The sequence below is a fragment of the Streptomyces sp. GL_141 genome (assembly GCF_057834385.1).
On sequence record NZ_CM174402.1, the window covers coordinates 2437434 to 2455212 of the forward strand.

At 72.0% G+C, this 17779-nt stretch carries 12 protein-coding genes; 4 read left to right on the forward strand and 8 right to left on the reverse strand.

Features of this window, described 5'->3' with window-relative positions; translation table 11 throughout:
- Positions 1–10: 10 nt before the first annotated feature.
- A complete protein-coding gene (locus AC3IX6_RS10225) occupies positions 11–1552 on the forward strand; it encodes an MFS transporter (RefSeq protein WP_489369866.1) in 1542 nt (513 codons plus the stop codon).
- A gap of 77 nt (positions 1553–1629) precedes the next feature.
- Here the strand turns inward: AC3IX6_RS10225 and serA are convergent, their stop codons facing one another.
- The 6 genes from serA to AC3IX6_RS10255 all read right to left on the reverse strand — a co-directional run bounded on the left by serA (position 1630) and on the right by AC3IX6_RS10255 (position 11478).
- Entirely contained in the window at positions 1630–3219 is a 1590-nt protein-coding gene (gene serA / locus AC3IX6_RS10230; RefSeq protein WP_383954778.1) for a phosphoglycerate dehydrogenase, read from the reverse strand.
- A gap of 276 nt (positions 3220–3495) precedes the next feature.
- A complete protein-coding gene (gene ilvC, locus AC3IX6_RS10235; protein ID WP_243337812.1) occupies positions 3496–4497 on the reverse strand; it encodes a ketol-acid reductoisomerase in 1002 nt (333 codons plus the stop codon).
- A 141-nt stretch (positions 4498–4638) separates the two neighbouring features.
- Entirely contained in the window at positions 4639–5163 is a 525-nt protein-coding gene (ilvN, locus tag AC3IX6_RS10240) for an acetolactate synthase small subunit (protein WP_266904165.1), read from the reverse strand.
- A gap of 31 nt (positions 5164–5194) precedes the next feature.
- Positions 5195–7084, reverse strand: coding sequence for an acetolactate synthase large subunit (locus tag AC3IX6_RS10245; RefSeq protein WP_489369867.1), 1890 nt, complete (start codon positions 7082–7084; stop codon positions 5195–5197).
- Positions 7085–7299: 215 nt separating this feature from the next.
- Positions 7300–10161 (reverse strand): putative bifunctional diguanylate cyclase/phosphodiesterase, encoded by a 2862-nt coding sequence (locus AC3IX6_RS10250; protein WP_489371394.1) that lies wholly within the window; start codon positions 10159–10161, stop codon positions 7300–7302.
- A gap of 360 nt (positions 10162–10521) precedes the next feature.
- On the reverse strand, positions 10522–11478 hold the full coding sequence (locus tag AC3IX6_RS10255; RefSeq protein ID WP_489369868.1) for a 2-hydroxyacid dehydrogenase: 957 nt from the start codon (positions 11476–11478) through the stop codon (positions 10522–10524).
- Positions 11479–11568: 90 nt separating this feature from the next.
- Between AC3IX6_RS10255 and AC3IX6_RS10260 the strand changes: the two genes are divergently transcribed.
- From AC3IX6_RS10260 to AC3IX6_RS10270, 3 genes are all read left to right on the forward strand, one after another.
- Positions 11569–12570, forward strand: coding sequence for an aldo/keto reductase (locus AC3IX6_RS10260; RefSeq protein ID WP_489369869.1), 1002 nt, complete (start codon positions 11569–11571; stop codon positions 12568–12570).
- Positions 12571–12668: 98 nt separating this feature from the next.
- Positions 12669–14048 (forward strand): PQQ-dependent sugar dehydrogenase, encoded by a 1380-nt coding sequence (locus AC3IX6_RS10265; RefSeq protein ID WP_489369870.1) that lies wholly within the window; start codon positions 12669–12671, stop codon positions 14046–14048.
- A gap of 51 nt (positions 14049–14099) precedes the next feature.
- Complete coding sequence (locus tag AC3IX6_RS10270; protein WP_407841542.1) at positions 14100–14264, forward strand: DUF6191 domain-containing protein; 165 nt, start codon at positions 14100–14102, stop codon at positions 14262–14264.
- A 28-nt stretch (positions 14265–14292) separates the two neighbouring features.
- Here AC3IX6_RS10270 and AC3IX6_RS10275 read toward each other — a convergent pair whose 3' ends face one another.
- Together AC3IX6_RS10275 and AC3IX6_RS10280 are read right to left on the reverse strand one after the other, a co-directional pair.
- Positions 14293–17340, reverse strand: a complete 3048-nt coding sequence (locus tag AC3IX6_RS10275) for a helix-turn-helix transcriptional regulator (RefSeq protein ID WP_489371395.1) — start codon at positions 17338–17340, stop codon at positions 14293–14295.
- Positions 17341–17421: 81 nt separating this feature from the next.
- On the reverse strand, positions 17422–17589 hold the full coding sequence (locus tag AC3IX6_RS10280) for a hypothetical protein (protein WP_489369871.1): 168 nt from the start codon (positions 17587–17589) through the stop codon (positions 17422–17424).
- Positions 17590–17779: the final 190 nt, after the last annotated feature.

Sequence of the window (17779 nt, forward strand, 5' to 3'; positions counted from 1 at the left end):
ATTGCTGCTCATGACGAACCCCGCAGCACGTCTCGCCGGTCGCCGGGAGTGGATCGCACTCACCGTTCTCCTGCTCCCCCTGCTCCTGGTCTCGATGGACGTCTCCGTCCTCTACTTCGCCGTCCCGGCCATCACCCGGGAGCTGGACCCCACCGCGACCCAGCAGCTCTGGATCTTCGACAGCTACGCCTTCGCCCTCTCGGGCCTGCTCATCACGATGGGTTCGCTCGGCGACCGGATCGGCCGCCGCAAGCTGCTGCTGACCGGCGCGGCCGCCTTCGGACTCGCCTCCGTCGCCGCCGGCTACGCCTCCAGCGCCGAGATGCTCATCGCGGCCCGGGTGCTGCTCGGGATCGGCGGCGCGACCCTGATGCCGTCCACGCTCGCCCTCGTGCGCAACCTCTTCCAGGACGAGCGGCAGCGCGCCAAGGCCATCGCGATCTGGTCCGGCGCCATGACCGGCGGCATCGCCCTCGGTTCCGTGCTCAGCGGGGTGATGCTGAACCACTTCCGGTGGGGCTCCGTCTTCCTGATCAACGTCCCCGCGATGCTGCTCCTGCTGGTCCTGGTCCCCGTGCTGGTCCCCGAGTTCAAGGACCCGGCGCCCGGCCGCTTCGACCTGCTGAGCGTTCCGCTGTCGATGGCCGCCGTGCTGCCGGTGGTCTACGGGCTCAAGGAGATCGCCGCCGAGGGCCTCACCCCGCTCCACGCCGGCTGCCTCGCCGCCGGCCTGGCCTTCGGGGGGCTCTTCGTGCGCCGCCAGCGCACCCGCGGCGACGCCATGGTCTCCGGGGCCCTCTTCCGGGAGCGCGGCTTCGGCGCCGGCATCGGCCTGAACACCATCGCCGCCTTCGCCATGATGGGCTCGGCCTACTTCACCACCCAGTACCTGCAGTCGGTGCTCGGCATGGGCACCCTGGAGGCCGCCCTCTGGAGCCTCGCCCCCTCGGTCCTCATCGGCGCCGCCGCACCGGTCGGCGCGGTCCTCGCCCGGAAGACCGACCGGGCCTACGTCATCTCGGGCGGCTTCGTCCTCGCCGCCGCCGGGTTCGCCCTGATCGGCCTGGTCGGCACCGACTCGCTGTGGCTGCTGCTGACCGGTGCCGGGGTCCTCGCCAGCGGCATCGTCACCGTGATGTCCCTGGTCTCCGACATGGCCCTCGGCTCCGCCCCCGCCGAGAAGGCCGGCTCCGCCGCCTCCTTGCTGGAGACCGGCCAGGAGTTCGGCGGCGCCCTCGGGATGGCCCTCCTGGGCAGCCTGGGCACGGCCGTCTACCGCTCCGACCTGGCCGGGTCCGAGCCCGCCGCACGGGAGACCCTGGGCGGCGCCGTGGCCACCGCCCAGGGGCTCGGCGGGGCGGCCGGCGGCCAGGTCCTGACCGCGGCCCGGGAGGCCTTCGTCCACGGAATGCAGTACGCGGCCTGGGGCGGTACGGTCCTGCTCCTCGCGGCGGCGGTGCTCGCCGCGGCCCTGCTCCGGGGCCGCGGAGCCCGGGCCCAGGCCCAGGCCCAGGCGGAGCCGGCCCCGGCCAACGAAGCGCTCGCGCACTGAGCCCCGTAGCGGAGCGGGACACACGAAAGGGCCCGGGGTCTCCCCCGGGCCCTTCGCGTCGTTCCGCTGCCGCAGCGTCAGCCGAGGCTGACCGTACGGGCCGAGACGGCGCCGATCTCGGTGGCGATGTCCGCGAGGACGTTCACCGGGGCCTCGGCGTCGACGGTGAGGACCGCGAGGGCCTCGCCGCCCTCTTCGGCGCGGGCGACCTGCATGCCCGCGATGTTCAGGCCGGCCTCACCGAGGATGCGGCCGACGGCGCCGACCACGCCCGGGCGGTCGGCGTAGCGCAGGACGACCATGTGGTCGGCGAGCGCCAGGTCCACGTCGTACTCACCGATGCCGACGATCTTCTGCAGGTGCTTCGGGCCCACGAGCGTGCCGGAGACCGAGACCTCCTGGCCGTCCGACAGGGTGCCGCGGACGGTCACCACGTTGCGGTGGTCCGGGGACTCCGAGGAGGTGGTCAGGCGGACCTCGACCCCACGCTCCTGCGCGAACAGCGGGGCGTTGACGTAGGAGACCGTCTCGTCGACGACGTCCTCGAAGACACCCTTGAGCGCGGAGAGTTCGAGCACCTTGACGTCGTGCTGGGTGATCTCGCCGCAGACCTCGACGTCGAGGCGGACCGCGACCTCGCCCGCCAGCGCGGTGAAGATGCGGCCGAGCTTCTCGGCGAGCGGCAGGCCGGGACGCACGTCCTCGGCGATGACGCCGCCCTGGACGTTGACCGCGTCGGGCACGAGCTCGCCGGCGAGCGCGAGGCGCACCGACTTGGCGACCGAGACACCGGCCTTCTCCTGGGCCTCGTCCGTGGACGCGCCGAGGTGCGGGGTGCAGACGACCTGGTCGAGCTCGAACAGCGGGGAGTCCGTGCAGGGCTCCTTCGCGTACACGTCGAGGCCGGCGCCGGCGACGCGGCCCTCCTTGATGGCCGAGTACAGCGCGGCCTCGTCCACGATCCCGCCGCGGGCGGCGTTGACGATGCGGACCGACGGCTTGACCTTGTGCAGGGCCTCGTCCCCGATGAGACCGAGGGTCTCGGGGGTCTTGGGCAGGTGCACCGTGATGAAGTCGGCGACCTCGAGCAGCTCGTCGAGCGTCAGCATCTTGACGCCCATCTGGGCGGCGCGCGCGGGCTGCACGTAGGGGTCGTACGCGACGATCTTCATGCCGAAGGCCGACATGCGCTGGGCGACCAGGACGCCGATGCGGCCGAGGCCGACGACACCGAGGGTCTTCTCGCTGAGCTCGACACCCGTGTACTTGTTCCGCTTCCACTCGCCGTTCTTCAGGGCGGTGTTGGCCTGCGGAATGTTGCGGGCCGTCGCGACGAGCAGGCCACAGGCCAGCTCGGCGGCGGTGACGATGTTCGAGGTCGGAGCGTTCACGACCATCACGCCGGCCTTGGTGGCGGACGAGACGTCGACGTTGTCCAGACCGACGCCCGCACGGGCGACGACCCTCAGCTTCTTGGCCGCGGCGATGGCCTCGGCGTCGACCTTGGTCGCGGAGCGGACCAGGATCGCGTCGACGTCCACGATCGCGGGGAGCAGCTCCGCGCGGTCGGCACCGTTGCAGTGCCGGATCTCGAAGTCCGGGCCGAGCGCCTCGACAGTGGCGGGCGACAGCTCTTCGGCAATGAGTACGACAGGTTTCGAGCTCACGTGGGTCCTCACAAGTCCAGTGCGGACGGCCGTCCCGACGGCCGCAGGCGGTGGAGGGGGGTAGCCGCGTGGAAGACGCACGACACTGTGGGCCTGACGCGTTGTGTTGAGCAGTGTAGTGGCGGATCCGGAACGGAATTCCGCCTGTACGGAAGGATCACCCGCACGAGATTGGCCAGGGTGGACAAGCGGTCCCCCGGAAGGCCCGTCGCGCGGGGGTCCGGCCGATGTGCCGCGGGGCCGGGACGCACCGTCCCGGCCCCGCGACGCAGCGGATCAGCTCTCGTCGTTGTCGACCCAGCTCATCAGCTTGCGGAGCTTCTTGCCGGTGGTCTCGAGCAGGTGCGCCTCGTCGGCGCTCTTGTACTCGTTGTACTTCGGCAGACCGGCCTTGTACTCGGCCATCCAGGTGTTGGCGAACTCGCCGCTCTGGATCTCCGCGAGGACCTTCTTCATCTCGGCCTTGGTGGCGTCGGTGATGATGCGGGGACCGGTGATGTAGTCGCCCCACTCGGCGGTCTCGGAGACCGACCAGCGCATCTTCTCCAGGCCGCCCTCGTACATGAGGTCCACGATGAGCTTCAGCTCGTGCAGGCACTCGAAGTACGCGATCTCGGGCTGGTAACCGGCCTCGGTCAGCGTCTCGAAACCGGCCTTCACCAGCGCGGAGGCACCACCGCAGAGAACGGCCTGCTCACCGAACAGGTCGGTCTCGGTCTCCTCGGTGAACGTGGTCTTGATGACACCGGCGCGCGTGCCGCCGATGCCGGCCGCGTACGACAGCGCCAGCTGGAAGGCGGAACCGGTGAAGTCCTGCTCCACGGCGGCGATGCAGGGCACGCCGCGGCCTTCCTCGTACTGACGGCGAACCAGGTGACCCGGGCCCTTCGGGGCGACCAGGGCGACGTCCACGTTGGTGGGGGGCTTGATGAAGCCGTACCGGACGTTGAAGCCGTGGCCGAAGAAGAGCGCGTCGCCCTCTTCCAGGTGCGACTCGATGGACGCGGCGTAGATCTCGGCCTGGAGCGGGTCCGGGGTCAGGATCATGATGACGTTCGCCCAGGCCGCGGCCTCGGCGACGGGCAGGACCTTCAGGCCCTGCTCCTCGGCCTTGGCCTTGGACTTCGAGCCCTCGTGCAGGCCGACGACGACGTCGACGCCGGAGTCACGGAGCGACAGCGCGTGGGCGTGGCCCTGGCTGCCGTAACCGATGACCGCGACCTTGCGGCCCTGGATGATGGACAGGTCGGCGTCGTTCTCGTAGAACAGCTCGGCCACTGGGATATCTCCTTGGTGCGCTGGTGTTGCTCCCACCGTACGGCGGGGAACGGAATACGTGGTTCTCGGTCTCGCCATACGAGCGAGCGAGAAACGAACGGGCGGGGCACGACCGGGCCGGTGTCACCGGCCCGGCCGGGCTCAGGCGCTGCGGTCGAGCGCGCGCAGGCTGCGGTCCGTGATGGACCGGCCGCCGCGCCCTATGGCGATCGTCCCGGACTGGACGAGCTCCTTGATGCCGAAGGGCTCCAGCATCTTGAGCATCGCGCCCAGCTTGTCGGTGCCGCCGGTGGCCTCGATGGTGACGGCCTCCGGGGAGACGTCGACGGTCTTGGCGCGGAACAGCTGGACGATCTCGACGATCTGCGAGCGCGTTTCGTTGTCGGCGCGGACCTTCACCAGAACGAGTTCGCGCTCGATGGCGTTAACGTGCTCCAGCTCGACGATCTTGAGCACGTTGACCAGCTTGTTGAGCTGCTTGGTCACCTGCTCCAGCGGGAGGTCCTCGACGTTCACGACGATGGTGATGCGCGAGATGTCGGGGTGCTCGGTGACACCGACCGCGAGGGAGTCGATGTTGAACCCGCGTCGGGAGAACAGCGCGGCGATCCGGGCGAGGATGCCGGGCGTGTTCTCGACCAGGACGGAGAGCGTGTGCTTGGACATGTGAGTCGTTCTCTCTCTCGGCTCTCTCGGCTCAGTCGTCTTCGTTGTCGCCGAAGTCGGGGCGGACGCCCCGGGCGGCCATGACCTCGTCGTTCGAGGTGCCGGCGGCGACCATCGGCCACACCATGGCGTCCTCGTGGACGATGAAGTCGACGACGACCGGGCGGTCGTTGATCGCGTTGGCCTCGGCGATGACCTTGTCCAGGTCGGCCGGGTCCTCGCAGCGCAGCGCCACGCAGCCCATGGCCTCGGACAGCTTGACGAAGTCCGGGACGCGGGTGCCCATGCGGGGGGCGGCCGACTCTCCGAGCTGGGAGCCGACGGCCGTGTCGGTGCCCGTCTCGCCCGCGTGCAGGACGGTGTTGGAGTAGCGCTGGTTGTAGAACAGGGTCTGCCACTGGCGGACCATGCCCAGCGCACCGTTGTTGATGATCGCGACCTTGATCGGGATGTTGTTCAGGGCGCAGGTGGCCAGTTCCTGATTGGTCATCTGGAAACAGCCGTCGCCGTCGATCGCCCAGACGGTGCGCTCCGGCATGCCGACCTTGGCGCCCATCGCGGCGGGGACCGCGTAGCCCATGGTTCCGGCGCCGCCGGAGTTCAGCCAGGTGCGGGGCTCCTCGTAGTTCACGAAGTGCGAGGCCCACATCTGGTGCTGGCCGACGCCGGCCGCGTAGATGGTGCCCTGCGGTGCCAGCTGGCCGATCCGCTCGATGACCTGCTGGGGGGAGAGCGTGCCGTCCTCGGGCAGGTCGTAGCCCAGGGGGTAGGTGTCGCGCCAGCGGTTGAGGTCCGTCCACCAGGCGGTGTAGTCGCCGGCGTTGCCGTCGTTGACCTCGGCCTGGACGGCCTGGATCAGGTCGGCGATGACCTCGCGGGCGTCACCGACGATCGGGACGTCCACGGCGCGGTTCTTGCCGATCTCGGCCGGGTCGATGTCCGCGTGGATGACCTTGGCGAAGGGGGCGAAGCTGTCCAGCTTGCCGGTGACGCGGTCGTCGAAGCGGGTGCCGAGCGCGATCAGCAGGTCCGACTTCTGGAGCGCGGTCACGGCGGTGACGGCACCGTGCATGCCGGGCATGCCGACGTTCTGCGGGTGGCTGTCCGGGATGGAGCCCAGGGCCATCAGAGTGGTGACGACCGGGACGCCGGTGAGCTCGGCGAGGACCTTCAGCTCGGCGGTCGCGCCGGCCTTCATGACGCCGCCGCCGACGTAGAGGACCGGCCGCTTGGCAGCGGCGATCATCTTGGCGGCCTCGCGGATCTGCTTGGCGTGCGGCTTGGTGACCGGCCGGTAGCCGGGGAGGTCCTGGGTGGGCGGCCACGAGAACGTGGTCTTCGCCTGCAGGGCGTCCTTGGCGATGTCGACCAGGACCGGGCCGGGGCGGCCGGTGGAGGCGATGTGGAAGGCCTCGGCGATGGTCCGGGCGATGTCCTCGGCCTTGGTGACCAGGAAGTTGTGCTTGGTGATCGGCATCGTGATGCCGACGATGTCCGCTTCCTGGAAGGCGTCGGTGCCGATCGCCTTGGAGGAGACCTGACCGGTGATCGCGACCAGCGGCACGGAGTCCATGTGCGCGTCGGCGATCGGGGTGACCAGGTTGGTGGCGCCCGGCCCGGAGGTGGCCATGCACACGCCGACCTTGCCGGTGGCCTGCGCGTAGCCGGTCGCGGCGTGGCCGGCGCCCTGCTCGTGGCGGACCAGGATGTGGCGGACCTTCTTGGAGTCCATCAGCGGGTCGTACGCGGGGAGGATGCAGCCCCCCGGAATGCCGAAGACGGTGTCGCACCCCACCTCTTCGAGAGAGCGGATGAGGGACTGCGCACCCGTGACGTGCTCAACTGCGGCGGTCTGGTGTCCGCCGGTACGGGCCCGCGGCTGCGGATGGTGGGCCCCGGTGGCCTGCTCGGTCATCGGCATTCTCTTCTCGAAGCTGAGGGTTTTACGAGGAGGGTTTTACGAGATTCGACGTTGCCAGTGCAACAAAAAACCCCTCGTGCCGGGAGGCAAGCGAGGGGAGCGCGTCGGGTGCGTTGAGCGGGGACATGCTGGTCCCAGCTTCAGCCGACGCGCTTTCCAAGTACGAGAATTCGGGTGCGCATGGCATTGACCCTCCCTCCGGCGGGAGGGTGATGTCAAGCGGGTGGGACGGGCGTCTCATTATGTGAGCCTCTGTGGATAACCATCGAGCCCCCTGGGGAACCACCGGCCAACGCTGGTTGGGCTGCGCCGCCCGGTACTGGGAACGTACCGCGCACGAGCGCCCGCCGCAGCCTGTACTCGTCCAGCGGTCCGGAGAAGGCCATTCCCTGCCCGTGGGTGCAGCCCATCGCGCGCAGTGCCATGACCTGCTCGGGGAGGTCCACCCCCTCCGCCACCGACTGCATGCCGAGGTCGTTTGCGATCCGCAACAGACCTGCGGTGATCTTGTGGAGCCGGGGGGACTCCACGACCCCCTCGACCAGGCCGCGGTCGAGCTTGAGCATGTCCACGGGGAGCCTGCGCAGCGCGCTGATGGCCGCGTAACCGCTGCCGAAGCCGTCCAGGGCGATCAGGACCCCGAGCCGGCGCAACGCCGCCAGGCGGCGCTCCAGGTCGTCGAAGGGCACCCTGGGGTCGGAGACGGCGAGCTCCAGGACGAGCGCGCCCGACGGCAGCCCGTTGCGGGTCAGCAGGGCTTCCACGGAGCCCAGCGGCATCGACCGGTCGAGCAGCCGCTGCGCGGTCATCCGTACGGCCACGGGGACGTCGTGCCCGGCCCGGTGACGCTCGGCGGCCTGCCCTACGGCCTCCTCCAGCAGCCAGCGCCCCAGCTCGGCGGTGCGCGAGGCGTCCGGCACGGCCGTCCGGGGGGCGGACCCGCCCTCGCCGGCCGCTCCCCCGCTGTATTCGGCGACCCGCAGGAACTCGGCGGGGGTGAACAGGATCCCCTGGGCGGAGCGCCACCGGGCCTGGGCCACCACGGCCGAGATCTCGCCCGAGGCCAGGGAGACCACGGGCTGGTGCAGCAGGGCGAACTCCCCGTCGTGCAGCGCGGTGCGCAGGCGGCCCGCCAGCTCCGCCTTGCGGACGACCTCGGCCTGCATCTGGGGCGCGTACATCTCGACCCGGTCCTTGCCGCCCGCCTTGGCCCGGTACATCGCGAGATCCGCGTTGCGCATCAGGTCCGAAGGGGTGATGCCGGGATCCGCGAAGGCCACGCCGATGCTGGCGGCGACCCGGACCTCGCTCCCGGCGATCCGGTAGGGCTGGGAGAGGGTGGTGCGCAGCCGGTCGGCGATCTCGTGGACCTGGTACTCGCGGGCGCTGCGGTCGCGGCTGCCGTCGCCCAGGATCAGGGCGGCGAACTCGTCGCCGCCGAGGCGGGCCGCGGTGTCCCCGGCCCGGACGGAGTCCTGGAGCCGGCGGGCGGCCTCGATGAGCAGTTCGTCGCCGGCCTGGTGGCCGATGGTGTCGTTGACCGCTTTGAAGCCGTCGAGGTCGATGAAGAGCACGGCGCTGCTGTGGTCCCCGGCCCGCCGGCCGGTGAGGGCCTGGCGGACCCGGCGGGTGAACAGGGCCCGGTTGGGGAGGTCGGTGAGCGGGTCGTGCTCGGCGCTGTGCTGGAGCTGCGCCTGGAGCCGGACCCGCTCGGTGACGTCGCGGCTGTTCAGGATGAGCCCGCCCTGGTGGCGGTTGACGGTGGACTCCACATTGAGCCACTCGCCTGCGCCCGATCTGAACCGGCACTCGATGCGGGTGGTCGGCTCCTCGGCGGGCGGCGCGGCCAGGAAGCGGCGCACCTCGTGGACGACGCGGCCCAGGTCCTCCGGGTGGATCAGGGTGGCCAGCTCGGTGCCGACCAGCTCTTCCGCCTCGCGGCCGTAGACCCCGGCGGCGGCGGGGCTGACGTAGCGCAGGGTCCCGGTGGGCGCGGCGATCATGATGACGTCGCTGGAGCCCTGGACCAGGGAGCGGAAGTGGTTCTCCTTCTGGGCCAGTTCCTGGGTCAGCGCGATGTTGTCGAGGAGCATGATGCCCTGGCGGATGACCAGGGCGAGCACGACGGTGCAGCCCGTGAAGACGACGACCCGGTCGACCTTCCGGCCGTCCACCACGTTGTAGAGGATGCCGAGGGTGCAGACGGCCGCCGCGAGGTACGGGGTGAGGGCGGGCAGGGAACCGGTGATGGGGCGGCTGTGCGGCCGCTCGGCGCGCGCGTGGGTCGCTCCGTGCCCGGGCCCGGGAGCGGGCCCGGGGCCGGGGCCGGGGTGCAGGCGGCGGGCGCCCCAGGGGGCGTAGGCGAGGAGGAGCGAGCCGGCGAACCAGCCGGCGTCGAGGAGCTGGCCCGACTGGTACTCGGCGCTGAGCAGCGGCGAGGTGAACAGCGCGTCGCTCAGCACGGTCAGGGCGAGGGCCGCGATGGCGGTGTTCACGGCGGAGCGGTTGGTCTCGGAGCGGCGGAAGTGCAGCACCAGCACCATCGAGACGAGCGCGATGTCCAGGAGCGGGTAGGCCAGCGAGAGGGCCGCGCGCGGGACGCTGCCGGGGGCTCCGGACTGGGCGGTGCGCGCGGCGTGCGCGAGGGCCAGGCTCCAGGAGAGGGTGAGCAGGGAGCCGCCGATGAGCCAGGAGTCGAGGCCGAGGCAGACCCAGCCGGCTCGGGTGACCGGGCGCTTCGCGAGGACGAGCAGGCCCACGATGGCGGGCGGCGCGAAGCAGAGGAAGGCGAAGTCGGCGAGGGAGGGCTTCGGCACGGCCTCGCCGAGGACCACCTCGTACCAGCCCCAGACGGCGTTGCCGCAGCAGCCCATGAGCGAGGAGAACGCGAACAGCAGCCAGGCCGGGCGCTCCCGGCTGTCAATGGCCCGGGCGTACGTGAAACAGGAGACGGCGGCCAGCAGGCCGGCGGCGCTGAGCCCGAAGTCGCCCATGATCTCGGCGAGTTCCTCGGATCCCCAGCCGAGGGCGGCGCCCACGGCGTACCCGCTGCTGACCACCGCGAGGAGGAGCTGCATCGCCAGCGCCTTGGCGCTGTTGCCACCGCTGCCGGCGAGGGGCCGGCGGGTCAGCAGCGCCGCCCCCGGGGTGCTCACCGGTCCCCCTCGCTGGCTGGTTCCGGCGCAGTCCAGTCCCGGCACCGTCGCCTCCGGCGGCTTCGCCGCATCGGATCCTTCGTCCATTGGCCGTGCATCGCCCGTCGCCCCCCAAAGTGTCCGATCACTCCCCAGCGCCAGACGTTCGTGGCGCAGCCCCTTGTTCCGGACGATACACCACTTTCGTCACTCAGGGACATAGTTTCTCTACGCTCCGTCACCAACAGGGGAGTTGTGTCCACCGAGCGCATCCGGACGAACGCGGAGCGTGCGCGCCGCGCGTCATTCCGTGATCAACACCGTGTTCTCCACGGGCTCTCCGGCGGCGAACCGGCGGAGCTGACGGGCCACCAGACGCTTGGCCCGCGGCTCGAACGCGGAGCTGCTGCCGCCCACATGGGGCGTGATCAGGACACCCGGAGCATGCCAGAGCGGATGGCCTGAAGGCAGCGGTTCCGGATCGGTGACGTCCAGCGCGGCGCGCAGCCGGCCCGACTCCACCTCCGCCAGAAGGGACTTGGTGTCGACGACGGATCCGCGGGCCACGTTCACCAGCAGCGCGCCGTCCTTCATGCGGCCGAGGAACGCGGCGCCCGCGAGCCCCCTCGTCTCCTCGGTGAGCGGTGTGGAAAGAATCACCACGTCGGCCCCTGGCAGGAGTTGGGGCAGTTCGGCGAGGGCGTGCACCGGCCCGCGCGCCGTGGTGCGCGCCGTCCGCGCGACCCGGACGATCCGCTCGCACTCGAAGGGCGCGAGCCGGTCCTCGATGGCCGCGCCGACCGCTCCGTAGCCGATGATCAGTACGGACTTGTCCGCGAGGGCCTCGTAGAACCCGAAGCGCCACTCCTCGCGGTCCTGGCCGCGCACCATGCCGGGGATCCCGCGCAGGGAGGCCAGGATCAAGGTGAGGGCCAGCTCGGCGGTGCTCGCGTCGTGGACCCCCTTGGCGTTGCACAGCCGCACGCCGGGGGCCAGGTCGCCGAGGCCGCCCAGGACGTGATCGACCCCGGCGGTCAGGGTCTGGACGACCCGCAGGCGGGGCATCGCGGGCAGCGGGCGCAGGGTGACGGCCGGGGACTTCATGTACGGGGTGACGTAGAAGACGCAGGCGGCCGGATCGGCGGGGAAGGTCTCCTCGCCGTCCCAGTGGCGGTAGCGGAAGGAATCGGGCAGGCCCTCGATCTCCTCGGCGGGGAAGGGGAGCCATACGTCGAGGGTCTCGGGAGTCTCAGCAGTCATGATCAGGAGGCTATGCCAGGGGATCCGGATCGAGCCGTTAGTTTGTGTGCCGGAACCGGGAGGACCAGGCGGGACCAGGGGGGACACACGGTGGAGCGCAGGTCGATCGGGGCGGGGGCGCTGACGGTGGGTGCCATCGGCCTCGGCTGCATGCCGATGAGCGCGGCGTACGCGCCTTCGCGCAGGCGGCGCGAGGACTCGCTGCACGCCGTGCACACGGCCCTCGACCTGGGGGCGAACCTGCTCGACACCGCCGATCTGTACGGCCCTTACACCAATGAGCTGCTGCTGGGCCGGGTGCTGCGCGAGCGCCGGCCCGACGCCTTCGTGTCCGCGAAGGCGGGACTGCGGGCCGACGGGGTGCACGTGGTGGCCGACGGGCGCCCGGGGTACCTGCGGCGGGCCTGCGACGCCTCGCTGCGGCGGCTGCGCACCGACGTCATAGACCTGTACCAGCTGCACCGGGTGGACCCGGACGTGCCGGTCGAGGAGTCCTGGGGCGCGATGGCGGAGCTGGTGGGAGCGGGGAAGGTGCGGGCGCTCGGCTTCTGCGCGCTGGGGGCGGGCGCCGGGCCGGGCGCGGGGCCGCGCGGGGACCGGGCGTACGAGGCGACCGTACGGCACCTGGAACGGGCGCAGCAGGTGTTCCCGGTGAGCGCGGTGCAGGCGGAGCTGTCGGTGTGGTCGCCGCAGGCGGCATGGCGGCTGCTGCCGTGGTGCGCGGCGCGCGGGGTCGGGTTCCTTGCGGCGATGCCGCTGGGGAGCGGGTTCCTGACCGGGACGCTGGTCCCGGGCGAGGGGTTCGAGCCCGAGGACGTACGGGCCAGGCATCCGCGGTTCACGGCGTACGCGATGGCGGCGAACCAGGTGCTCGTGGCCGGGCTGCGGCGGGTCGCCCGGCGGCACGGGGCGGAGGTCACGGCGGCGCAGGTGGCGCTGGCGTGGGTGCTGGCGCAGGGCCCGCAGGTGGTTCCGGTGCCGGGAACCGGGCAGGCGCACCGGGCGGCGGAGAACGCGCGGGCCGCGGAGGTGCGGCTGACCGCCGAGGACCTGATGGAGCTGTCGGAGCTGCCGGTGCCGATGGGAGCCTGAACCACTCGATCGAGTGTACGAGTGGCGGAACTTGGGGCATGGTCTGCGCTGTTGAGTCGTGTGAGGGCACGATCGGAGGACCGGAGGGGAGTACGGCGATGCGATACGGACACGGACACGGACAGGGGCCCGGGCAGGGGCAGGCGCAGGGCCAGGGCCAGGGGCAGGGCCAGGGCCAGGGCCAGGGCCAGGGCCAGGGGCAGGGGCAGGGGCAGCCTTACGGGCTGGGTCGGGGGACGGACCCGGAGCGGGGTCGGGCGGGCGTGCCGGTGCGGTCCTGCGCCGGACCGCGCGCCCGGGCCCGTGGGGTGCTGGCGGCCTTCGCCCTGACCGGGAGCGCGGCGCTGCTCGCGGCGGGGTGCTCGCCGCCGGCAGGCACCGGAGCCCGGCCGAGCGAGGCGCCACCGGGCACCGCGGCCGGCTCCGCGCCGCCGGGGGCCTCGGGCACGCCGTCCGCCTCCGCTTCGGCCTCCGGGCCGCCCGCGAAGGGCCGGGTGACGGTGACCGGCGTGGCCGCCCAGGGACTGGAGTCCCCGTGGGGCGTGGCTCCGCTGCCCGACGGGAACCTGCTGGTCGCCTCGCGGGACAAGGGCACGATCAGCCGGATCGACGTGAGCACGGGCGCCGTGACCCCGGTCGGCCGGGTGCCCGGGGTGGCCCCGGGCGGCGAGGGCGGGCTGCTGGGCCTGGCCCTCTCCCCGTCCTTCGCCTCGGACCGCATGGTGTACGCCTACTTCACCACCGAGTCCGACAACCGCATCGCCCGGCTGCGCTATGACGAGAAGAGACAGGCGGGCAATCAACTGGGCGCGCCCGACACGGTGTTCAGGGGGATCCCCAAGGGGCTCATCCACAACGGCGGGCGGATCGCCTTCGGCCCGGACAAGATGCTCTACGCCGGGACGGGCGAGACCGGGGAGACCGGGCTGGCCCAGGACAAGAAGTCGCTGGGCGGGAAGATCCTGCGGATGACCCCGGACGGCGAGCCGGTGCACGGCAACCCGGAGGCCGACTCGGTCGTCTACTCCTACGGGCACCGCAATGTGCAGGGCCTCGCCTGGGACAAGGACAAGCGGCTGTGGGCGGCCGAGTTCGGCCAGAACACCTGGGACGAGCTGAATCTGATCGAGCCCGGCGCGAACTACGGCTGGCCCGAGGCCGAGGGCAAGGCCGGCAAGCCGGGGATGCGCGATCCGGTGGCGGTGTGGAAGACGGACGAGGCCTCGCCGAGCGGGATCGCCTGGGCGCAGGGATCCGTCTGGATGGCCGGGCTCAGGGGGCAGCGGCTCTGGCGGATTCCGCTGGCCGGGGCGGAGCCGGTGGCGGAGCCCGAGGCGTTCCTGGCGGGCGAGTACGGCCGGCTGCGCACCGTGGTGGCCCTCGGTGGGGACAGATTGCTGCTGGTCACGAGCGAGACGGACGGGCGCGGGTCGCCGGAAACCGGCGACGACAGGATCCTGACACTGACGGTGGAATGACCGGCGGGCCCCGGCGGGGGAACGAAAGGCACGGTGGACGCGGTGTTCAACATGATCGAGGAGCTGTTCGGTCCGGGGCGCAAACACACGGACGAGGAGAAGAAGCGGCTGGAGCTCTCCCGGATCGACGTGAATGACGGCGACCCGGGAAAGGGTCCGATAGATCTGGACTCCGGCAAGGTGCTCATACGCACCAAGGAGCACCCGGCGGCTTAGCCCCGGTCCTCCGCCTTCACCTTCGCCTTCACCGCGTCCCGGCCGGCTGCTGGGTCACGGGGCCGAAGAGCCGGAGCCGGTGGGCCAGGGCGGCGGCTTCGCCGCGGCTCGCGACGCCGAGCTTCGCCAGGATGTTCGAGACGTGCACGCTGGCCGTCTTCGGGGAGATGAAGAGCTCCTCGGCGATCTGGCGGTTGGTGTGGCCCACCGCGACCAGCCGCAGCACGTCCCGTTCGCGGCTGGTCAGGCCCAGCGCCTCGACCGGGTCCACGTCCGGAGCGAGCAGGGCCCCGGCCGCGTCCACGGCGGTGAGCGGGAGCCTGGCGCGCTGCGCGAGCAGGGCCAGGTCCTCGCGGAGCCTGCGGGCTCCCAGCTGCTCGGCGGTGGCGTAGGCCTCCTGGAACAGCCCGGCGGCGGCCTCGCGGTCCCCGCCGGCCGCCAGCAGGGCTTCCACGAGCCGGTACCGCGCCCTGGCGAGCAGGTAGGGCCGCTCCAGGGGGCGTACGGCCGCTTCCACGGCCGTCCAGTCCCCGACGGTGTCCCGGGCCTCGGCGCGCAGCAGCTCGGCCCTGAGGTACTCGGAGTGGGCGCTCCACACCGGGACCGGGGTGGCCAGGGTCCGGGCTGCGGCGCGCAGCACGGTCAGCGCCTCCTCGCGGCCGGCCTCCGCGGCCGGCAGACCGCGGGCTTCGGCCTCGGCCGAGGCGGCGGCGAGCAGCAGCGGCCAGGCGTAGCGGTGGTTGCCGAGCGGGAAGCCGTGCTCGATGACGGCGGCCACCTCGCTGCGGACGTCGGCTATCCGGCCCTCCCCCGCGGCCACCCCGATGGCGAGGCGGAAGAGCGGGATCCGGTGCTGGGGCTGGCCGTCGTGGGACCCGAAGTGGGTGCGGGCGGCGGTGAGCTGGGCGCCGGCCTCCGCGAGTTCGCCGCGGGCCAGGGCCAGGTAGGCCAGCCGTACGACGGCCGCGGCGCGCGGGGCCGCGCTGCTGACGAGGGTCAGGGTGCGCCGGGCCTGCACCGCCGCCTCCTCCCAGCGGCCGAGGCTGTACAGGCTCTCCGCCAGGTTCCCCCGGATGTAGGCCTCGGAGTCCATCAGATGGGAGTTCTTGACCAGCTCGGCGCCTTCTTCGGCCAGTTCCACGGCTTCGCGGGACCGGCCCAGGCTTTCCAGATGAGAGGTGAGGTTCACGTGCGCGCGTCCCACCAGCATGCCGAGTCCGAGCTCGGCGGCCCGGTCCTTGACCGCGTACATCTCGGCGAGGCCGCGCTCCGGCTCCCCCGCGTCGACGAGCAGGCTGCCGACGGTGATCCGGGCGTTGAGTTCGGTGTCCTCGGCGCCGACCATCCGCGCGTACTCCACGGCGCGTTCGGCGGCGACCAGGTTGTCGGGCCCCGGCTTGTGGAGCATGCCCCAGCTGGCGGCCCGGACGAGGACGTCGGCGTGCACCTGGGACGGGGGCAGCCCGCGGACGAGCTCCTGCGCCTTCGCGAGCTCCTCCCAGCCGTCGCCGCGGGCGAGGCTGGCGATCATCCGGGAGCGCTCGGTCCAGAACCAGGCGGCGCGCAGCGGGTCGTGGTCGTCCTCCAGCTGCCGCAGGGCCGTCTTGGTCAGCTTCAGCGCGCGTTCGCGTTCGCCGCCGAAGCGGGCCGCGACGGTGGCTTCGGCCAGCAGGTCGAGGCGTTGCAGCGGGGTGGTCGCCGGGTCGCAGCCGCAGGGCGGGTAGACCTCGGTGTAGTCCGCCGGGCGCAGTTCGGCGCGTACCTCCTCCGGTACGGCCTCCCACAGGTCCATGGCCCGCTCCAGCAGGCGCAGCTGCTCGGAGTAGGCGTGCCGGCGCCGGGCGGCCACCGAGGCCGCGAGCACGGCGGGCAGGGCCTTGACCGCGTCGTTGGCGTAGTACCAGTAGGTGGCCAGGCGGATCACCCGCTCCTCCGCGCGGATCAGGGTGTCGTCCTGTTCGAGCTCCTCGGCGTAGCGGCGGTTGACGCGGGCGCGCTCGCCGGGCAGCAGGTCGTCGGAGACGGCCTCGCGGACCAGGGAGTGGCGGAAGCGGTAGCCGTCGCCGTCGGAGGTGGCCAGGAGGATGTTGGCGCCGACCGCCGAGCGCAGGGCCTCGATCAGTTCGTCCTCGGTGAGCCGGGTCACGGCGCGCAGCAGGGCGTACTCCACCGTGGAGCCGCCCTCGGCGACGATGCGCACGACGCGCTGCGCGGCGTCCGGGAGGACTTCGACGCGGACGAGGAGCAGGTCGCGCAGGGATTCGGTGAGGCCGGTGGAGCAGCCGCTGGCGCGGGAGGCGACGAGTTCCTCGACGAAGAAGGCGTTGCCGTCGGAGCGGTCGAAGACCGATTCGACGAAGTCCTCGTCGGGCTGCGAGGCCAGGATCCCGGCGAGCTGGCGGCGCACTTCGGCCCGGTTGAAGCGGGACAGTTCGATGCGCTGGACGGTGCGCAGCCGGTCGAGTTCCGCGAGGAGCGGGCGCAGCGGGTGGCGGCGGTGGACGTCGTCGGCGCGGTAGGTGGCGACGACGACGAGCCGGCCGCTGCCGAGCGCGCGGAAGAGGTACGAGAGCAGGTGGCGGGTGGAGGTGTCCGCCCAGTGCAGGTCTTCCAGGACGAGGACGACGGTGCGGTCGGCGGCGAGGCGTTCCAGCATCCGGGCCGTCAGCTCGAAGAGCCGGGCGGTGCTCTCCTCGTCGTGGGGGCCGCGCGGGGTCTCGCCGAGTTCGGGGAGGATGCGTGCGAGTTCGTCCTCCTGGCCGACGGCGGCTGCGGCCAGTTCGGCGGGGAGCAGGCGGTGCAGGGTGCGCAGGGCCGTCGAAAACGGGGCGAAGGGAAGTCCCTCCGCCCCGATCTCCACACAGCCTCCGACGGCTACGACCGCGCCGCGGCGGTCGGCCTCGCAGAGGAACTCCTCGGTGAGGCGGGTCTTGCCGACCCCGGCCTCGCCGCCTATGAGCAGTGCCTGCGGCTCCTGGCCGGCGGCGCGCGTCAGGGCGTCGGTGAGTACGGCCAGTTCGTCGGCTCGGCCGACGAACACCGGGCTGACAGATCTGGTCTCCACGCCGCCGAGCATCGCACAGAGGCCCTGCTCGTCGGCACTGGATATCGGTGCGCTTCTCATCACGTACCGGTTCGCACGGTCTCGCGACGCGGGTTACGCGGCGCGGGTGAACCGGCCGCGCTGCCCTCTCACCGACCCCTCCGGTTCCTGGCTCCGGGAGGAGTGGCGGCGGGCCTTCTTCGCTTCCCGGACCAGACGGTAGGCGTCGGCCTCGCGGATGAGGTCGTCGCGGCGGGCGGTGGCGATCTCGTACTCGAACATCTCGTGCTCCCTGGTTTGCGTTTCCCGGACACCTCGTTCGGTGTGATCCAAGATTCGCGCCCCAGGGGGTGCCGGCACATCGGGAGCATGCCGCATCTGCACGGGCCGGGGGGCCTTAGGCCGGGACCCGAAGTCCCCGAGGTGGCCTAAGGCAGTACCTAGGCGGACCCGCCGGGCACCGGCGAACGGC